Origin of the sequence: Streptomyces sp. NPDC007991, from assembly GCF_042958445.1 — a bacterium.
Lineage (GTDB): Bacteria > Actinomycetota > Actinomycetes > Streptomycetales > Streptomycetaceae > Streptomyces.
On record NZ_JBIBJD010000001.1, the window covers coordinates 212,526 to 225,858 of the forward strand.

Annotated in this window: 13 protein-coding genes; 5 read left to right on the forward strand and 8 right to left on the reverse strand. The window is 71.2% G+C overall.

Translation table 11 applies throughout. The annotated features are described in order from the left end of the window. Nucleotides 1–10 precede the first annotated feature (10 nt). From ACFZDA_RS00910 to ACFZDA_RS00945, 8 genes are read right to left on the reverse strand one after another with little or no spacing between them, the layout of a single operon-like run. A complete protein-coding gene (locus ACFZDA_RS00910) occupies nucleotides 11–1,282 on the reverse strand; it encodes an aminotransferase class III-fold pyridoxal phosphate-dependent enzyme (protein WP_391072874.1) in 1,272 nt (423 codons plus the stop codon). Further along, nucleotides 1,282–1,725 (reverse strand): hotdog domain-containing protein, encoded by a 444-nt coding sequence (locus ACFZDA_RS00915; protein WP_391072877.1) that lies wholly within the window; start codon nucleotides 1,723–1,725, stop codon nucleotides 1,282–1,284. The genes ACFZDA_RS00910 and ACFZDA_RS00915 overlap by 1 nt, the downstream gene beginning before the upstream one ends. Nucleotides 1,726–1,754: 29 nt before the next feature. Continuing rightward, complete coding sequence (locus ACFZDA_RS00920; protein WP_391072879.1) at nucleotides 1,755–2,927, reverse strand: acyl-CoA dehydrogenase family protein; 1,173 nt, start codon at nucleotides 2,925–2,927, stop codon at nucleotides 1,755–1,757. A gap of 36 nt (nucleotides 2,928–2,963) precedes the next feature. After that, entirely contained in the window at nucleotides 2,964–3,998 is a 1,035-nt protein-coding gene (locus tag ACFZDA_RS00925) for a beta-ketoacyl-ACP synthase 3 (protein WP_391072882.1), read from the reverse strand. Nucleotides 3,999–4,054: 56 nt separating this feature from the next. Then, nucleotides 4,055–5,197 (reverse strand): acyltransferase family protein, encoded by a 1,143-nt coding sequence (locus ACFZDA_RS00930; protein ID WP_391072885.1) that lies wholly within the window; start codon nucleotides 5,195–5,197, stop codon nucleotides 4,055–4,057. Next, nucleotides 5,194–6,567 (reverse strand): amidohydrolase family protein, encoded by a 1,374-nt coding sequence (locus ACFZDA_RS00935; protein WP_391072888.1) that lies wholly within the window; start codon nucleotides 6,565–6,567, stop codon nucleotides 5,194–5,196. The genes ACFZDA_RS00930 and ACFZDA_RS00935 overlap by 4 nt, the downstream gene beginning before the upstream one ends. Further along, a complete protein-coding gene (locus tag ACFZDA_RS00940; protein ID WP_391072891.1) occupies nucleotides 6,564–7,328 on the reverse strand; it encodes an isochorismatase family protein in 765 nt (254 codons plus the stop codon). Before ACFZDA_RS00940 ends, ACFZDA_RS00935 begins: the two co-directional genes overlap by 4 nt. Further along, nucleotides 7,325–8,956, reverse strand: a complete 1,632-nt coding sequence (locus tag ACFZDA_RS00945) for an amidohydrolase family protein (protein WP_391072894.1) — start codon at nucleotides 8,954–8,956, stop codon at nucleotides 7,325–7,327. The genes ACFZDA_RS00940 and ACFZDA_RS00945 overlap by 4 nt, the downstream gene beginning before the upstream one ends. Nucleotides 8,957–9,487: 531 nt before the next feature. Here ACFZDA_RS00945 and ACFZDA_RS00950 point away from each other — a divergent pair. From ACFZDA_RS00950 to ACFZDA_RS00970, 5 genes are read left to right on the forward strand one after another with little or no spacing between them, the layout of a single operon-like run. Then, nucleotides 9,488–10,405, forward strand: coding sequence for a RimK family alpha-L-glutamate ligase (locus ACFZDA_RS00950; RefSeq protein ID WP_391072896.1), 918 nt, complete (start codon nucleotides 9,488–9,490; stop codon nucleotides 10,403–10,405). Between the two features lie 19 nt (nucleotides 10,406–10,424). After that, a complete protein-coding gene (locus ACFZDA_RS00955; protein WP_391072898.1) occupies nucleotides 10,425–10,868 on the forward strand; it encodes a 6-carboxytetrahydropterin synthase in 444 nt (147 codons plus the stop codon). After that, entirely contained in the window at nucleotides 10,865–11,608 is a 744-nt protein-coding gene (locus ACFZDA_RS00960) for a radical SAM protein (RefSeq protein ID WP_391072900.1), read from the forward strand. The genes ACFZDA_RS00955 and ACFZDA_RS00960 overlap by 4 nt, the downstream gene beginning before the upstream one ends. A gap of 2 nt (nucleotides 11,609–11,610) precedes the next feature. Beyond that, nucleotides 11,611–12,201 carry a GTP cyclohydrolase I FolE gene (gene folE, locus ACFZDA_RS00965; protein WP_391072903.1) on the forward strand — a complete coding sequence of 197 codons (591 nt, stop codon included), beginning with the start codon at nucleotides 11,611–11,613 and terminating at the stop codon, nucleotides 12,199–12,201. A gap of 60 nt (nucleotides 12,202–12,261) precedes the next feature. Continuing rightward, nucleotides 12,262–13,092 carry an SAM-dependent methyltransferase gene (locus ACFZDA_RS00970; RefSeq protein ID WP_391072906.1) on the forward strand — a complete coding sequence of 277 codons (831 nt, stop codon included), beginning with the start codon at nucleotides 12,262–12,264 and terminating at the stop codon, nucleotides 13,090–13,092. Nucleotides 13,093–13,333: the final 241 nt, after the last annotated feature.

The following is a 13,333-nucleotide window of genomic DNA, read 5'->3' on the forward strand; positions in this document are numbered from 1 at the left end:
GATCCGCCGCTCACTCGGTCCGCCCCACGGTCGCCAGCGCCGAGTCGAGCCGGGTGAGGAGGTCCTCCAGCTCGGAGTCGTCGACCGTCAGTGGCGGAGTGACCAGCACGGACTGCGTCGCGCGGTCGATTCCCGCGGGGTACAGGATCAGCCCCGCCGCCTCCGCGGCCGAGCAGATCCGCCGGTTGAGCGGTTCCTCCCGGTGGCCGGCGGCGTCCTGCAGTACGGGCAAGGCGAGCAGCAGGCCGCGCCCACGGGGCTCGCCGAGGAAGCGATACCGGGCGGCGATGGCGGACAGTCTCCCGTGCAGCTCTCCGCCCACACGGCGGGCGCGCTCCGGTAACCGGTGCTCGCGTGTGTAGCGCAGGACCGCGAGCGCCGTGGCTGCGGAGAGCGGGTTGCCGCTCATCGTGTGGCCGAAGGCCAGTTCGGTGGCCGAACGCCCGGGGAGCACGCGGGTGCCGACCAGGCAGGCCCCGATGGGCGTGTATCCGGCGCTGAGTCCCTTGCCGGTGACGACGAGGTCGGGCCGGGCGTCGGAACCGAGGTGGGCGAACCACGCGCCGGCGCGGCCGAATCCCGTCATCACTTCGTCGACGGCCAGCAGGGCACCCGACTCGTCGCACAACGCGCGCAGTCCGCGCATCACCTCCGCGGGGATCTCCTCGGCGCCGCTCGCCGCACCGCCGATCGGCTCCACCAGCACCGCGGCGACCCGGTCGTGTCCCACCTGGTCGAAGGCCGCCTTCCAGTCCGCCAGGTCAGGCAGCGGCCGGTCGGCGTCGGCCGCGGTGACCGGCACGGAGGCGGTCGATCCGTCGAGCAGGGCATCCAGGCCGGTACGACGGGACGGGTGCGCGGACACACCGAGCGCCCCCGCGGTCATGCCGTGGTAGCTGGGACGCTGAGTGAGGACGACGGACCGGTCACCGGGCCCGTCCGCGTGGTGGTGCAGAGCCAGCCGCAGGGCGGTCTCGGTCGCCTCGGAGCCGGAGTTGGTGTAGACGACCTCTCGGTAGTCGGCTCCCGCGATGCTCAGGATCTCGGTGCTCAGCTCGTCGACGGCGCGGTGGGCCAACTGGCTGCGGTGCACGAAGGTGATCCGCTCCGCCTGGGACCGCAACGCGTCCAGCACCTCGGGCACACCGTGGCCGAGGTTGACGCAGACGGCTCCCGAGCTGCCGTCGATGAACTCGCGGCCCTGCTCGTCGCGGATGCGGGCGCCCCGGCCGTACACCGCCACGGGACGGCCACCGCCGGGGGGTATGGTGCTCGGACTCATCACTGACCCTTCCAGGGGGTTCGGGCTGGCGGGGACGCGCTCAGCCGTCGCTCCGCGCGGCCCTCCAGGGAGGCGAGGAAGCGCCGCACGTCGACGGTGGCGCGCAGGTGGGTGCCCTCGCAGACGACGGTCCCCGCCTCGTCCCACACGGTGAAGGTGAACCGGGTCTTGCGGCCCACGTCCTCGGCCGTGACGCTGTAGACGGCCTTCGCACCGACCGGCACGGCGGCCCGGTGGTGCATGGTGGCCGTGACGCCCACGGACATCTCGCCCTCGCCCAGGTGAGGGGCGAGGACCTCGGCGCACAACTGCTCGGTGTAACCGAGGATCGCCGGTGTGGAGAGCACCTCCAGCCCGTCGTTGCCCCACTGGGTGGCACAGTCCGTCGGGGCCACGACCCTCTCGCAACGGCCCTTCACCTCTGTCGACGCCGCTCGCGCCATCGGATTCCGTCTCCTTCCGGTCACGTGGGTCACAGGCCCGCGCCGCCGCTGTGGGCGCGCAGAACCTGGTTGAAGATGTTCTTCTTCTGCATCTCGTTGGTGCCGCCCGCGATGCGGAACGCGACCGCGTCGCGCAGGTGGCGTTCGATGCCGCTGCCGCTCTCGAAACCGAGGTGCCCGAAGAGCTGCACCAGCTCGAGCCCGGCCCGTACCAGTCCCTCGGCGGAGAGCAGTTTCACGCAGGAGGCCAGCAGGCTGGCCCGGTGGGCGTCGTCGGGGCGGGCCAGCGCACCGGCGGTGGCGTAGGACAGCGCCCGGGACGCGGCGACGGTCATCTGCATGTCGACGACCTTGTCCTGGATGTACTGGTGCTCGCTGAGGGGAGCGCCGAACGCCTCGCGTGTGGTGATCCGCTCGACCGCGGTGGGCAGCAGCGCCTCCAGATGCGCCGAGACGATGACGCCGTAGATCATCCGGTCGAAGGCCAGGCACCAGTACAGGACGTCGAGGCCCGAGCCGGCCCCGCCGAGCACCCGTTCGGGTGAGATCTCGACGTCGTCCAGGCCGATCGGCCCCAGCGGGCTGGTGCGCAGGCCCAGCAGGCTCTCCTGCTCACCCTGCTCGACCCCCGGCTGCCCCTTCTCCACGAGGAAGAGCGTGATGTCGCGTGGGCCGATACCGGCCACTCGGCCGACGATCATCATGAGGTCGGCGACCGGGGCGTTGGTGATGTGGCTCTTCGAGCCGGACAGCAGATAGCCGCCGTCCCGCGCGGGCCGGGCGGTCGTGGTCACCGCGGACACATGTGACCCGCCGGCCGCCTCGGTCGCCGCGGTCGCCCCGATCCACCCCGAGACCAGGCCGGGGAGCAAAATCTCCTTCTGCTCCTCGGTGCCGTACCGCAACAGCAGTTGCTGCAGGCCGGCATGGGCTGCCGCCGACAGGACGAACCCGCAGTCGCGGGACCCGTGGGCCAGCCCTTCGAAGGCGGCCACGTGGTCCCACAGGTCCCCGCCGTCGCCGCCGTAACGCTTGGGCACGGGAACCGCCCAGAAGCCGGTGTCGGCGAGTTCCTGCCACAGCCCCCGGTCGAACGCTTCCTCACGGTCGCGCCGGTCGCTGTCCGGGGCGACGCGCTCGCGCCCGAAATCGGTGAACCTCCTTCTGAGTTCGTCCTGTCGGTCCGTCCACGTAACGTCCATATCGGCCTCCCGAAGGCTGAGGAGAGGAGAAGGAGGTCAGGCGGCGGTCTGCGCGCCGACCGCGCTCGGTATCCGCATGAGCGCGCGCCCCCAGGTCATCCCGGCACCGAAGGTGACCATGAGCACGGTGTCACCGGCCCTGACACGTCCGCGCCGGACCGCGGCGTCCAGGCCGATCGGGAGCGAGGCGGAGGCCGTGTTGCCGAGGGTGTCACCGGTCATGACGACCTGTTCGGGGGTGAGACCGGCCGCGGCGGCAGCCTCCCGCACCAGACGCGGATTGGCCTGGTGGCACACGAAGTGGTCGATGTCGGCGATGGTGATGCCATGCTCCTTGACCGCCTCGGCCACCAGCAGCGGCAGTTGTGACCGGACCAGGTCGGCGATGTCCCGGCCTCGCATGGTGAGGTAGTGGGAGCCCTCGTCGATCTCGGCGGCGGTGGGGCCGGTGGGCGCGCCGCCCACGGCGAAGTCCCACATGGTGCCGTCGGTGCGCAGACTGAGTCCCAGGATGCCTTCACCGGCCGGGACCCGGCCGACGACGACAGCCCCGGCGCCGTCGCCGAACAGCGGGTACGTCCGTCGGTCGCCCGGGTTCAGGAAGCGGGAGTAGGTGTCGCTCCCGACCACCAGGACGTGGCGGCGCCCGCCACGACCGAGCAGCCCGCAGGCGATGTCGAGCCCGACGAGGAACCCCGCGCACGCCGCGTTGACGTCGAACGCGACGGCCTCGGTGGCGCCGAGGGCGGCCTGGAGTCTCGACGCTGAGCCCGGGACCGGCGACTCGGGAGTGGAGGTGGCCAGGATGACGGTGCCGATCTCCGTGGCGTCGATGCCGGCACTGTCCAGAGCCGCTCGCGAAGCGTGCACCGCGAGTTCGGTGCTGGTCTCGTCCGCGGCTGCGAACCGACGCTCCAGCACGCCGATCCGTCCGGTGATCCAGCCATGTTCGACGCCGAGGAGATCGGCGACCTCCTTGCTGTCGACGCGCCGCTCGGGCACGAACGATCCGGTGCCGAGCACCCCGATGCCCGTGGTGGGGGCGGGGCCGGGCGGTATTGCATCGGGCATGTCGTCTCCGTTCGGGAGTCGGTTGAGGCGGGGGGCCGGGTCCCGCGGGGCGGATGTCATTCGGCGCCTCCGGTGCGCGATGGTTCGCGTACGCCGGGTGGACGGGTCCTCCCGACACGGGGGGTGGTGCCGAACCGGCGCATGAGGGGCCGCTCGATCCAGGCGAACATCCCCCAGGCCACCAGCGTGCAGACGGTCGTCAGCAGCAGCACCGTCGCCGCAGGGCCGATCGTCTGACGGACGCTTCCACCCACGTAGAGGTCGAAGAGCAGGATGATCTGGTAGTGGCTCAGGTACAGGGCGAAGGAGATTTCGCCCAGGAACACCATCGGGCGCGCCCCCCACGCCGTCCGCACGCCGCGTACGTCCGCCGAGGCCGCGCCCACCACCGTCAGGGCGATGGGAACCGCGCTCAATGCGGCGACCGAGAACGGCATCGGCAGCAGTGGCTTCGCGGCCAGAGCGGCGGCTGTCAGAGCCACCCCGGGCAACACCCCCAGGCGCGGGGTGAATCCGTCGCGGACCATCCGGGCCAGCACGACACCGATGAGGAACTCCGGCAGCCGGCTGAGCGGGAAGTAGTAGGCGAACCAGAAACGCAGCATCGGTTCGTCCAGCTGCCCCTCGGCGACCGGGGGCCCGGTGATCGCCATGGACGCCAGCGCGACCAGCCAGACCAGCGCGATCATTCCGGCCAGCAGTGCCGGCAGCAGGGCGGTGCGTACCCGTGCGACCACCGGGAACAGCAGCGGGAACAGCAGGTAGAAGGCGAGCTCGGCGGCGAGCGACCAGCTGACGGGGTTGACGCTGAAGATGAGCTCGCGCACCGGCAGCCACGTGTGCACCAGCAGCAGGTTGGCCACGGCGGGCACCTCCTGCGACGTGTCGTCGTCGGCGAAGCCGGGTGCGGTCGCGACGCCGGTCACCGCGATGACGGCCAGCATGCTCGCCCACGTCACCGCGTGGTTGGGGAACACCTTCCAGAACCGGCGGCGCCAGAACGCCCGGGCGGTGTCGTCCTCGCGGGCGGACCACGTGAGGACGAAGCCGCTGAGAACGAAGAAGAACGACACCGACACCATGGCGAGCGGGATGAACGCGGCGGTCGGGTAGGCATGGCCGATGAACACCCCGAAGGCCGCCAGGAAGCGAAGGCCGGTCAGGCTGGGCAGGCGGGAGGCGGCAAGGGCGACGGTCATGGCGGGCCTCCTGTCCCCGCGAGCACGGAGAGGCCGTCCAAGCCGGCCCGCCGGACCAGGGACACGGCGGCCTCCCTGGAGCGCGCGACGGCGTCGGCCGGTCGTACGTTCACCGACTCCCCGGCGGCGACGACCTGCCGGCCGTCCACCCAGACCTCCTTCACCTCGCGGGGACCGGCGCAGTACACGACCGACTGGACCGGGTCGTGGATGTTGGCCAGGGAGGGCGACTCCCCGTCGAAGACGACGACGTCCGCGGCCTTTCCCGGCTCCAGCGAGCCGACCTCCTCGCTCATGCCCAGCGCGCGGGCGCCGCCGATGGTGGCCATGCGGAAGGCGTCCCGGGCCGACATCGCCGACGCACGCAGGTGGTGGACCCGCTGCAGCAGCACCGCCGCCTTGACCGCCTCGGTCATGTCCTGGCGGTCGTTGCTGGCCGCGCCGTCCACGCCGATGCCCACGTCGACGCCGAGCGCGTCGAGCTCGGGGAGCGGGCACACCCCCGAGCCGAGCACCATGTTGGCGACCGGGTTGTGGGCGACGCCGACTCCGTACTCCGCCAGCAGGGCGATGTCCCGGCGGCTGTTCCAGACACAGTGCGCGGCCAGCACCGGTGCGTCGAAGAGCCCGCGGTCGGCGCAGTACTCCACCGCGCTCATCCCGTGCCGGGCGCGTACCTCGACCGCCTCCTCGCGCACCTCGTGCAGGTGGATGTGGGAGCCGTGGCCACCGTCGACGGCCATCCGGACGCCGTGGCCGAACAACTCCGGCGACTGAGCGGACACGACGGTGATTCCCACCCGGAACCGGCACAGCCGACTGGCCGCGGCCGCCTTCCGCAACTCCTCGTGCTCGCGCAGCAGGGCGGCCTCTTCCACGCCGGGCCGCGCGTCGCCCGCGCCGAAGGCGACGACGCCGCGCAGCCCCAGTTCATCGAGAGCCTGCACGACGCCCGGGGTGACCGGTTCCGGGCCGACGGGGTCGCACACGAACATGTCGTTGACGAGCGTGACCCCGCTGTGCAGCAGCTGTATCCCCGCCAGCAGAGTGCCGACGTAGGCGTCCTCGCGGCGCAGATGCGGTGCGACCGGTCCGATCAGCTCGCGGATCCACGCGGCGAGCTCGTACTGCTCGGCCATGCCGGCCAGCAGCGCTTCGGAGAAGTGGCCGTGGGCGTTCACGAACCCGGGTGTGACGATGTCGTTCGGGCCGCCGTGCACGGGGTCGTCGGGGAACCGCGCGGCCAGGTCCCGGTAGGCGCCGACGTGGGTGATCCGGCCGGCGCTGAGCCGGACGGCTCCGTCGGTGACCGACTCGGGGGCCGCCGAGGTGAGCAGGTGCCGCCCTCGGATCAGGACCGACCCGTTCATTCCGTCGCCCTGCGCGCGCGCTCGGCGGCCGCCGGCGGGAACTCCGCGTCGAACAGGCCCGTGGGCAGCCCTTCGATGTGCGCCACGACCTCGTCGGTGCTGGTGACGTCGGCGTACTTCATGTGCAGGTCCAGCAGGCTGGCCTTGTGCGCGAGCCGGGAGCGGTCGAACACGGCCTCGTGCGGAATGGTCGTTCGCAGATCGTGGGATATCGCGTCGACGGCACTCGCCCGCACACAACCGCTGGTCGTCGTCCCGGTGATGATGACCGAGTCGGCGCGCAACATCGTGAGGTGGCTGATGAGCGGGGTGCCGAAGAACGCCGAGGGCTTCCGCTTCTCGACCAGGATGTCTCCCTCCACCGGGGCGACTTCGGCGACGATCTCGTTGCCGAGGTGGCCCAGGACGTCCACGGTGTCGTCGCTGCGGTGGCTCTTGAGGGTCCACACCCCCAGGTCGAAGCCGTCAGCGCGGCGTGGATTGGTGGTGAACACGATGGGCAGACGCTTGCTGCGGGCGCTGTTGAGGATCTTCCGGATCGCGGGGATGCCGGTGTTCCAGGCGACCTCCCCGCACGAGTACCGCCATCGGGCGATGGAGTCGAGCACGGGCTCGGGCCGGTCGCCGCAGAAGTTGTAATTGACGTCGATGACCATCACGACCGGGCGCTTGCCGAATCCGGCACGGCGGCCCCAGCCGGCCGCCTCGAACACCCGGCGGTCGGTCTCGTCGAGGACGTCATCCCAGACGTGACCGCTCATCGCGGGCTCCCGTTGCTGCGGGCGACCGCGACGGGCGGGGCGGGCAGGGTCTCCGGGCTGAATCCGGGGCGGTGCATGTCGGCGGCCGACCACCGGTCGTCCCGGCTGACCCGGGTGGGCTCGGTGACCTCGAAGGCACGCTCCCGGTTCTTCAGGGTGCGGGGCAGGAACCTGCCGCGCGGGTCGCCGACCGGCCGCATACCGGGGGAGTCGTCCGCCCATTCGGCGGTGACCTCACCGCGCAGGATGGTCATGATCGGCCAGCCGGTGAAGTCGTGGCCCTCCATGATCGACCAACCGGAGCGGGTGTTGATGTGCTCCTTGCCGACGGTCACCTCGCGGCCGGCGTCGACGATCACCATGTCGGCGTCGTAGCCGGGCAGCAGCGAGCCCTTCTGCCCCCACAGCCCGCTGGTCTTGGCCGGGTTCTCGCAGGAGACCTGGACGAGCCGTTCCATGCTGATCCGGCCCTTGTTGACGCCCTCCGAGAGCAGCACCGGCAGAAACAGCTCGACCCGGCTGAAGCCGGTGCGGCAGTCCCAGATGTTGGCGTTGTACATCTCCTCGTGGGAGGCCGGTTCCCAGCCGACCACGTGGTCGGAGCCGACCACGTCGACGATGCCCTCGGCCAGAGCGCACCACAGCGCCTCGATGTTCTCCCGGCGGCGCAGCGGCACGTTGATCCGCCAGCCGTCCTCCGGCTGCGCCCACAGCCAGGCCGGCCCGGTCTGCGCGTACAGTTCGACGCCTTCGGCGCGCGCCTTGGCGACCTCCTGGAAGCTCAGCTCGGTGGTGCAATGCTGGAGGTAGAGCGGCGCCCGGCCGGGGGTCTGCTTGGCCATGTAGGCGTAGGCCCTGATGTGCTGGGCCTCAAGGAAGTCGGGAGAGCGGTCGGTCCAGGCGCCGAAGTCGGTGCGCCCGCTGTCTCGCAGCCGCTCCTCGAAGATCCGGGCGATCTCCCAGTTCTCCGGGTGGATGTGCACCATGCCCGGGTATCCGAGCCGGGCGGTCTGCTCCATCGTCAGGTAGACGGTGCCGTCGTCGATGCCGTGGCCCAGACCGGCCCGGCGCGAGGGCCAGTTGTTGTCGTCGTCGTCGGACATCCCGCGCAGCCCGCGCGTCTGCAGGTAGAGCTTGAAGGACGTGACGCCGTGCTGTTCGGCGTACTCGGGGATCTCCCGGGCCTGCTCGTCGGTCTCCAGCATGTACGTCAGGTACGCGTCGACGTGCGAGTCGTTGTCGAGCACGCTGCGCGCCGAGGGGAACGCCTTGTGGAAGGAGACGACGTCGGAGCGCTTGACCACCTCCTTGAAGGGACTGGTCCCCAGCCGGGTGACCGGCGCCTGCACGCCCCATGAGGTGACGCCGGCGCAGGCGGCCGCGCGCGACTCCGACTTGATGTCCTGCTCGAAGGGGACATAGCAGCCGGGATGCGCCTCGGAGTCCACGATGCCGGGCAGCACGAAGTTGCCCCTGGCGTCGATGCGGCGGCGTGCCGGCGGCATCAGCTCCTCGGGGGCCAGCATCGCCACCTTGCCGTCCTTGACGCCGACGGCGAGCCGGTACCGGCCGTCGCCCAGCACGACGGTTCCGTTCTCGACGACGAGATCAAGCGTCGCGTTCTGCACTTCGGATCAGCCCTTCCATATTTGGAGGCAAGGTGAATTTCCCGCACCACAAAGAAGGCGAGCCCGCCGGGCTCACTCGGGGACGAGCGGGAGGTAGATAAAGCGGGTTCGGTGTCCGAGCCGAGGCCGGACGCGGCTCGCTGCGTCGAAGTTCACGCGGGGAGAAGAAGGATTCGCGCCCGGTGTGTGAATTCTGCTCCGGCAGCGCTGTGTGCGAGTGTGGCATCCGCAATTGGGGACGGCAACAGTGATCCCCGGGTTTCGCCCCGCACTGTCCCGCCGGCGGGACCGGTCGCCTGAGCGGGACGGGTGCGGTACGCGGTGTTCCCTGCCCGCGCCCGTGCGCCATACCCAATTCATCGACGAGTCCGAGGGGCGGCGGCAGCCTCTCTCCCTGTTGCGCGAATGGTTTTCATGGACGTACGTTGCCGGAGCCAACGGCCCGTCGACGCAGGGACATTCATGGCGTCGGCGAAATTCGAATCACGTGAGACGTCTCCGATGAGAGCACTGCTATGTCTGGAGAGCTCGATGAGACTAGGAATTCTGTGGTGGGAACCGGGCGAGGTCGAATGCCTGGGGATCGCCGAGGCCTGTCGGGAGCGCGGCCACGAGGTCGTCCTCTTCGGGCTGGAGGACATCGGGTGTGAGGACACCCCGATGGGCATGGTCCCCACCGTCGCGGGGCAGGGGGCCGATGCTTTCGACGCGGTCCTCTCCCGCGCGCACATCGGTGCCGACAACTGGCGTAACGCCGTCGAACGGCTCACCCTCCTGTCGGGCACCCCGGGTACGCTCATGCTCGATCCGGTGAGCGCCCATGTGCGGACCGTGAGCAAGTTCGCCATGCTGCACCAGCTGACCCGCTCCGGGATCCGGGTGCCGCCCACGCGCTCGGTGCGGACCCTCGCGGATGTGGAGAAGGCGGTCGACCGGTGGGGCCGGATCGTCCTGAAGCCCTCCGTCGGCTTTCGCGGCATCGACGTGGAGCGCTTCGCCCATGGGTTCGGACTCGGGGAACGGGCCAAGGCCAGTGCCTTGCTGGACCGTTACGGCGTTCTCATCTGCCAGCCCTACATCCCGCACGAGGGCGACCACCGGGTGCTGGTGATCGGCGAGGAACCCTCGGTGTGCACGCGCTTCCACACCGGCGGCGACGCCTGGAAACCGTTCCCCGGGGACGGGCTGCCACCGGGTGAGTCCTGGGACGTCCGCATCGAAGTGTGCGCCCCCTCGCGGGAGATGGCCGACCTCGGTGTACGCGCGACGAAGGCCATGGGCCTGAGCTACGCCGGCGTGGACATCGTGGAGACCGAGGACGGCCCCGTCGTCATGGAGGTGAACGTGGTCCCCGGCTGGGGCGCGCTCCCTCCGGACGTCCAGCGGATCCCCAACCGCGCCGTGGCCGACCTCGTCGAGCGGCGCACCCGCGAACTCGGCCCCGTGTGAAGACCGTTCTGGAGGCAGCATGAACCTCGTCAAGGTGCGCCACAACTTCGAGAGCGCACACCGCCTCCCGCAGCTCGGCGGGAAGTGCACCAATCTGCACGGGCACTCCTGGTGGGCCGAGATCACCGTCGTCGGCAGGCTCGACGACCGGGGCGTCGTCGTGGACTTCGGCGTGCTGAAGAAGAGCCTGCGCGAGTGGATCGACACCCACCTGGACCACGGCGCCATGCTGGGCGCGGCCGACCCCCTGGTCCCCGCCCTGATCGCCGACGGGACCAAGTTGTTCCTGTTCGGCTCCTCCGAGCCCTCCAAGGGCCTGGAGTGGCCCACCGTGGAGAACGTCGCGGAGCTGCTCGCCCGCGTCACCGCCGACCGGATCGCCGAGGCCGGGTGGACCGACGTGTCGGTGTCCCGGGTGCAGGTGACGGAGACGCATGTGAACGCCGCCGAGGTGGTTCGATGACCCTGCCGGCCCGGCTGCGGGATCCCGCCGCGCCGCGGCCCGACGAACTGCCGCTCGCCGAGGCGTTCGGGCCGACCCTGCAGGGCGAGGGTCCGGCCGCCGGACGCACCGCCTGGTTCATCCGGTTCGGCGGCTGCAACCTGTCGTGCTCCTGGTGCGATTCCGCCTACACCTGGGACTCCTCGCGCTTTCAGTTGCGGGAGGAGATCAAGCACACCCCCGTCGCGGACATCGACGCGATCGTCCCGGACGGCGCCCTGGTCGTGCTCACCGGCGGCGAGCCGCTGCTCCAGCAGGGCTCGTCCGCCTGGGCGCGGCTGCTGGGCGGGCTGCGGCGGCGCGGCTGCACGCTGCACGTCGAGACCAACGGCACCATCGCGCCCGACGACCGTACCCGTGAGCTCGTCGAGACGTTCATCGTGTCGCCGAAGCTCAGCAACGCGGGACGGCACCGAGGCCGACAGGACCCCACGCTGAACCGGGGCTGGTCGGCGGCGGCCCGGGACGGCCACGCGCATCTGAAGATCGTGTGCGCCTCACCCGAGGACGTCGACACCGCCGTCGGACTCGCCCGTGGCCACGGCTGGCCGGACGGACAGGTCTGGGTGATGCCCGAGGGCACCACCGCCTCCGGTCTCAATGCCCGTTGGCCCGCCATCGCCGACGCGGCGGCGCGGCACGGTATCAACGCGACCCACCGACTCCACGTCCTCGCCTGGGGAGACAAGAGAGGCCACTGACCGTGATCGATCTGGACAAGGTACAGACCGCCGTCAGCGATCTTCTGATCGCCTTGAACGTCGACGAAGGCGAACACACTCTGGACACGCCTCGCCGAGTGGCGAAGGCGTGGGCGGAGGCCCTCGACGGCTACGAGGACGACCCGGAGCGCCACCTCGCGCGGCGGTTCAGCGCCCCGCACGACCCGGGCCTGATCGTCGTCGCCGGGATCCGGATGAACTCCACATGCGCACATCACCTGTTGCCGGTCACCGGCACGGCCACCGTCGCCTACCGGCCGCGACCCGGGGACGAGATCGTCGGACTCTCCAAGCTCGCCCGGGTGCTGCGCGGCTACGCCCGCCGGCTCCAGGTCCAGGAGCGCATCGGCCACCAGGTGGTGAGCGCCGTCCAGAACGCCCTGTCGCCGCTCGGCAGCGCGTGCGTGATCACCGCGGAGCACGGCTGCATGACGATCCGCGGGGTCAACGAGACGGCGACCGTGACCACCACGCGCGCCCTGGGCGGGGACTGGACCCCCGAACACAGCGACGTCCAGGCCGTGCTGGCCGAACACGCCCGCACCTTGCGGATGACCGGAAGCCCACGGTGACCGCCCCCACCCGCTACTGCCCCGGCCGACGTCCGTCCGACCGAGAATCGCTGGAGTGACATGAGGACACCCACAGCAGGAGTGGGCGCCACCGCAGTGGTCGTCGCCGCCGCGCGCGCCGCGGAGAACAGACGGCCCGACCGGCTCTTCCACGACCCCCTGGCGGAGCGATTTCTCGCCGAGGCATGCAAGCAGTCCACCCTGGAAGCCGTCGAGGTCGTCCGCCATCCGATGGAGCACTACTTCGCCATCCGCACCCGCTTCTTCGACGACTCCCTGCGCCGTGCGCGCGCGCAGGGGTGCCGGCAGGTCGCCGTGCTCGGCGCGGGCCTCGACACCCGCGCGTTCCGGCTCGACTGGCCGCCTGGAACCAGGGTGTTCGAAGCCGACCTGCCGGAGGTGTTCGCGTTCAAGGAGCCGGTCATCGAGGCCGCGGGCGCCGAACCGACGTGCGACCGGATCGTCGTCGCCACCGACCTCGCCGCCGACTGGGAGGCGGCGCTGCTCCGAGCGGGCCTCGATCCCGGGCTGCCGACCGCCTGGCTGATCGAGGGCGTGCTGTGCTACCTGCCCGACAAGGCGGACGACGGTGTCCTGGCCGGCGTCACCCGGCTGTCGGCGCCCGGCAGCCGGATGGCCGGAGAGCACGTGAGCCACCGGGTGTTCACCGACCCGGTCGCGCGGCCGATGCTCGACGCCCTGGAGTCGGTCGGCGCGCCGTGGCTGTCGGGTGTCGAGGACATCGGAGCGTGGCTCGGCGCGTCCGGCTGGCACTCGGAGACCGTCGACCTGACCGACCCGGCGGTGCACCACGGCCGGATCACCCCCGTCGACCGCCGGCGGATCGCTGCCGGGCCGACCCGCGGCTGGATCTTCCAGGCGTGGAACTGAACCTGAGGCCGGTATGCCCGGACACACCGGCGGTGGCGCATCCGGCGTCGCGGCGGCGTGGACGGCCCGCCCGGGGACCTGGCGGCGTCCCCGTCGTATGAGCGGGGCCGCCACGAGGCGGTGGCGACCCCGACCGGCGGCCGGGAGCGCGGCCGCCCACTGCGCGCCGGGGCGGCGGCCTCCGCCGGACGCGACCTCGGTCCAGCGCCGGAGGCCCACCGCGACCGCCCTGGCCGCGGCA

What these genes read in the sequence shown, in the direction of transcription:
- ACFZDA_RS00910 (WP_391072874.1), bottom strand. Translation starts at nt 1,282, where the DNA reads ATGAGTCCGAGCACCATACCCCCCGGCGGTGGCCGTCCCGTGGCGGTG.
- ACFZDA_RS00915 (WP_391072877.1), bottom strand. Translation starts at nt 1,725, where the DNA reads ATGGCGCGAGCGGCGTCGACAGAGGTGAAGGGCCGTTGCGAGAGGGTC.
- ACFZDA_RS00920 (WP_391072879.1), bottom strand. Translation starts at nt 2,927, where the DNA reads ATGGACGTTACGTGGACGGACCGACAGGACGAACTCAGAAGGAGGTTC.
- ACFZDA_RS00925 (WP_391072882.1), bottom strand. Translation starts at nt 3,998, where the DNA reads ATGCCCGATGCAATACCGCCCGGCCCCGCCCCCACCACGGGCATCGGG.
- ACFZDA_RS00930 (WP_391072885.1), bottom strand. Translation starts at nt 5,197, where the DNA reads ATGACCGTCGCCCTTGCCGCCTCCCGCCTGCCCAGCCTGACCGGCCTT.
- ACFZDA_RS00935 (WP_391072888.1), bottom strand. Translation starts at nt 6,567, where the DNA reads ATGAACGGGTCGGTCCTGATCCGAGGGCGGCACCTGCTCACCTCGGCG.
- ACFZDA_RS00940 (WP_391072891.1), bottom strand. Translation starts at nt 7,328, where the DNA reads ATGAGCGGTCACGTCTGGGATGACGTCCTCGACGAGACCGACCGCCGG.
- ACFZDA_RS00950 (WP_391072896.1), top strand. Translation starts at nt 9,488, where the DNA reads ATGAGACTAGGAATTCTGTGGTGGGAACCGGGCGAGGTCGAATGCCTG.
- ACFZDA_RS00955 (WP_391072898.1), top strand. Translation starts at nt 10,425, where the DNA reads ATGAACCTCGTCAAGGTGCGCCACAACTTCGAGAGCGCACACCGCCTC.
- ACFZDA_RS00960 (WP_391072900.1), top strand. Translation starts at nt 10,865, where the DNA reads ATGACCCTGCCGGCCCGGCTGCGGGATCCCGCCGCGCCGCGGCCCGAC.
- ACFZDA_RS00970 (WP_391072906.1), top strand. Translation starts at nt 12,262, where the DNA reads ATGAGGACACCCACAGCAGGAGTGGGCGCCACCGCAGTGGTCGTCGCC.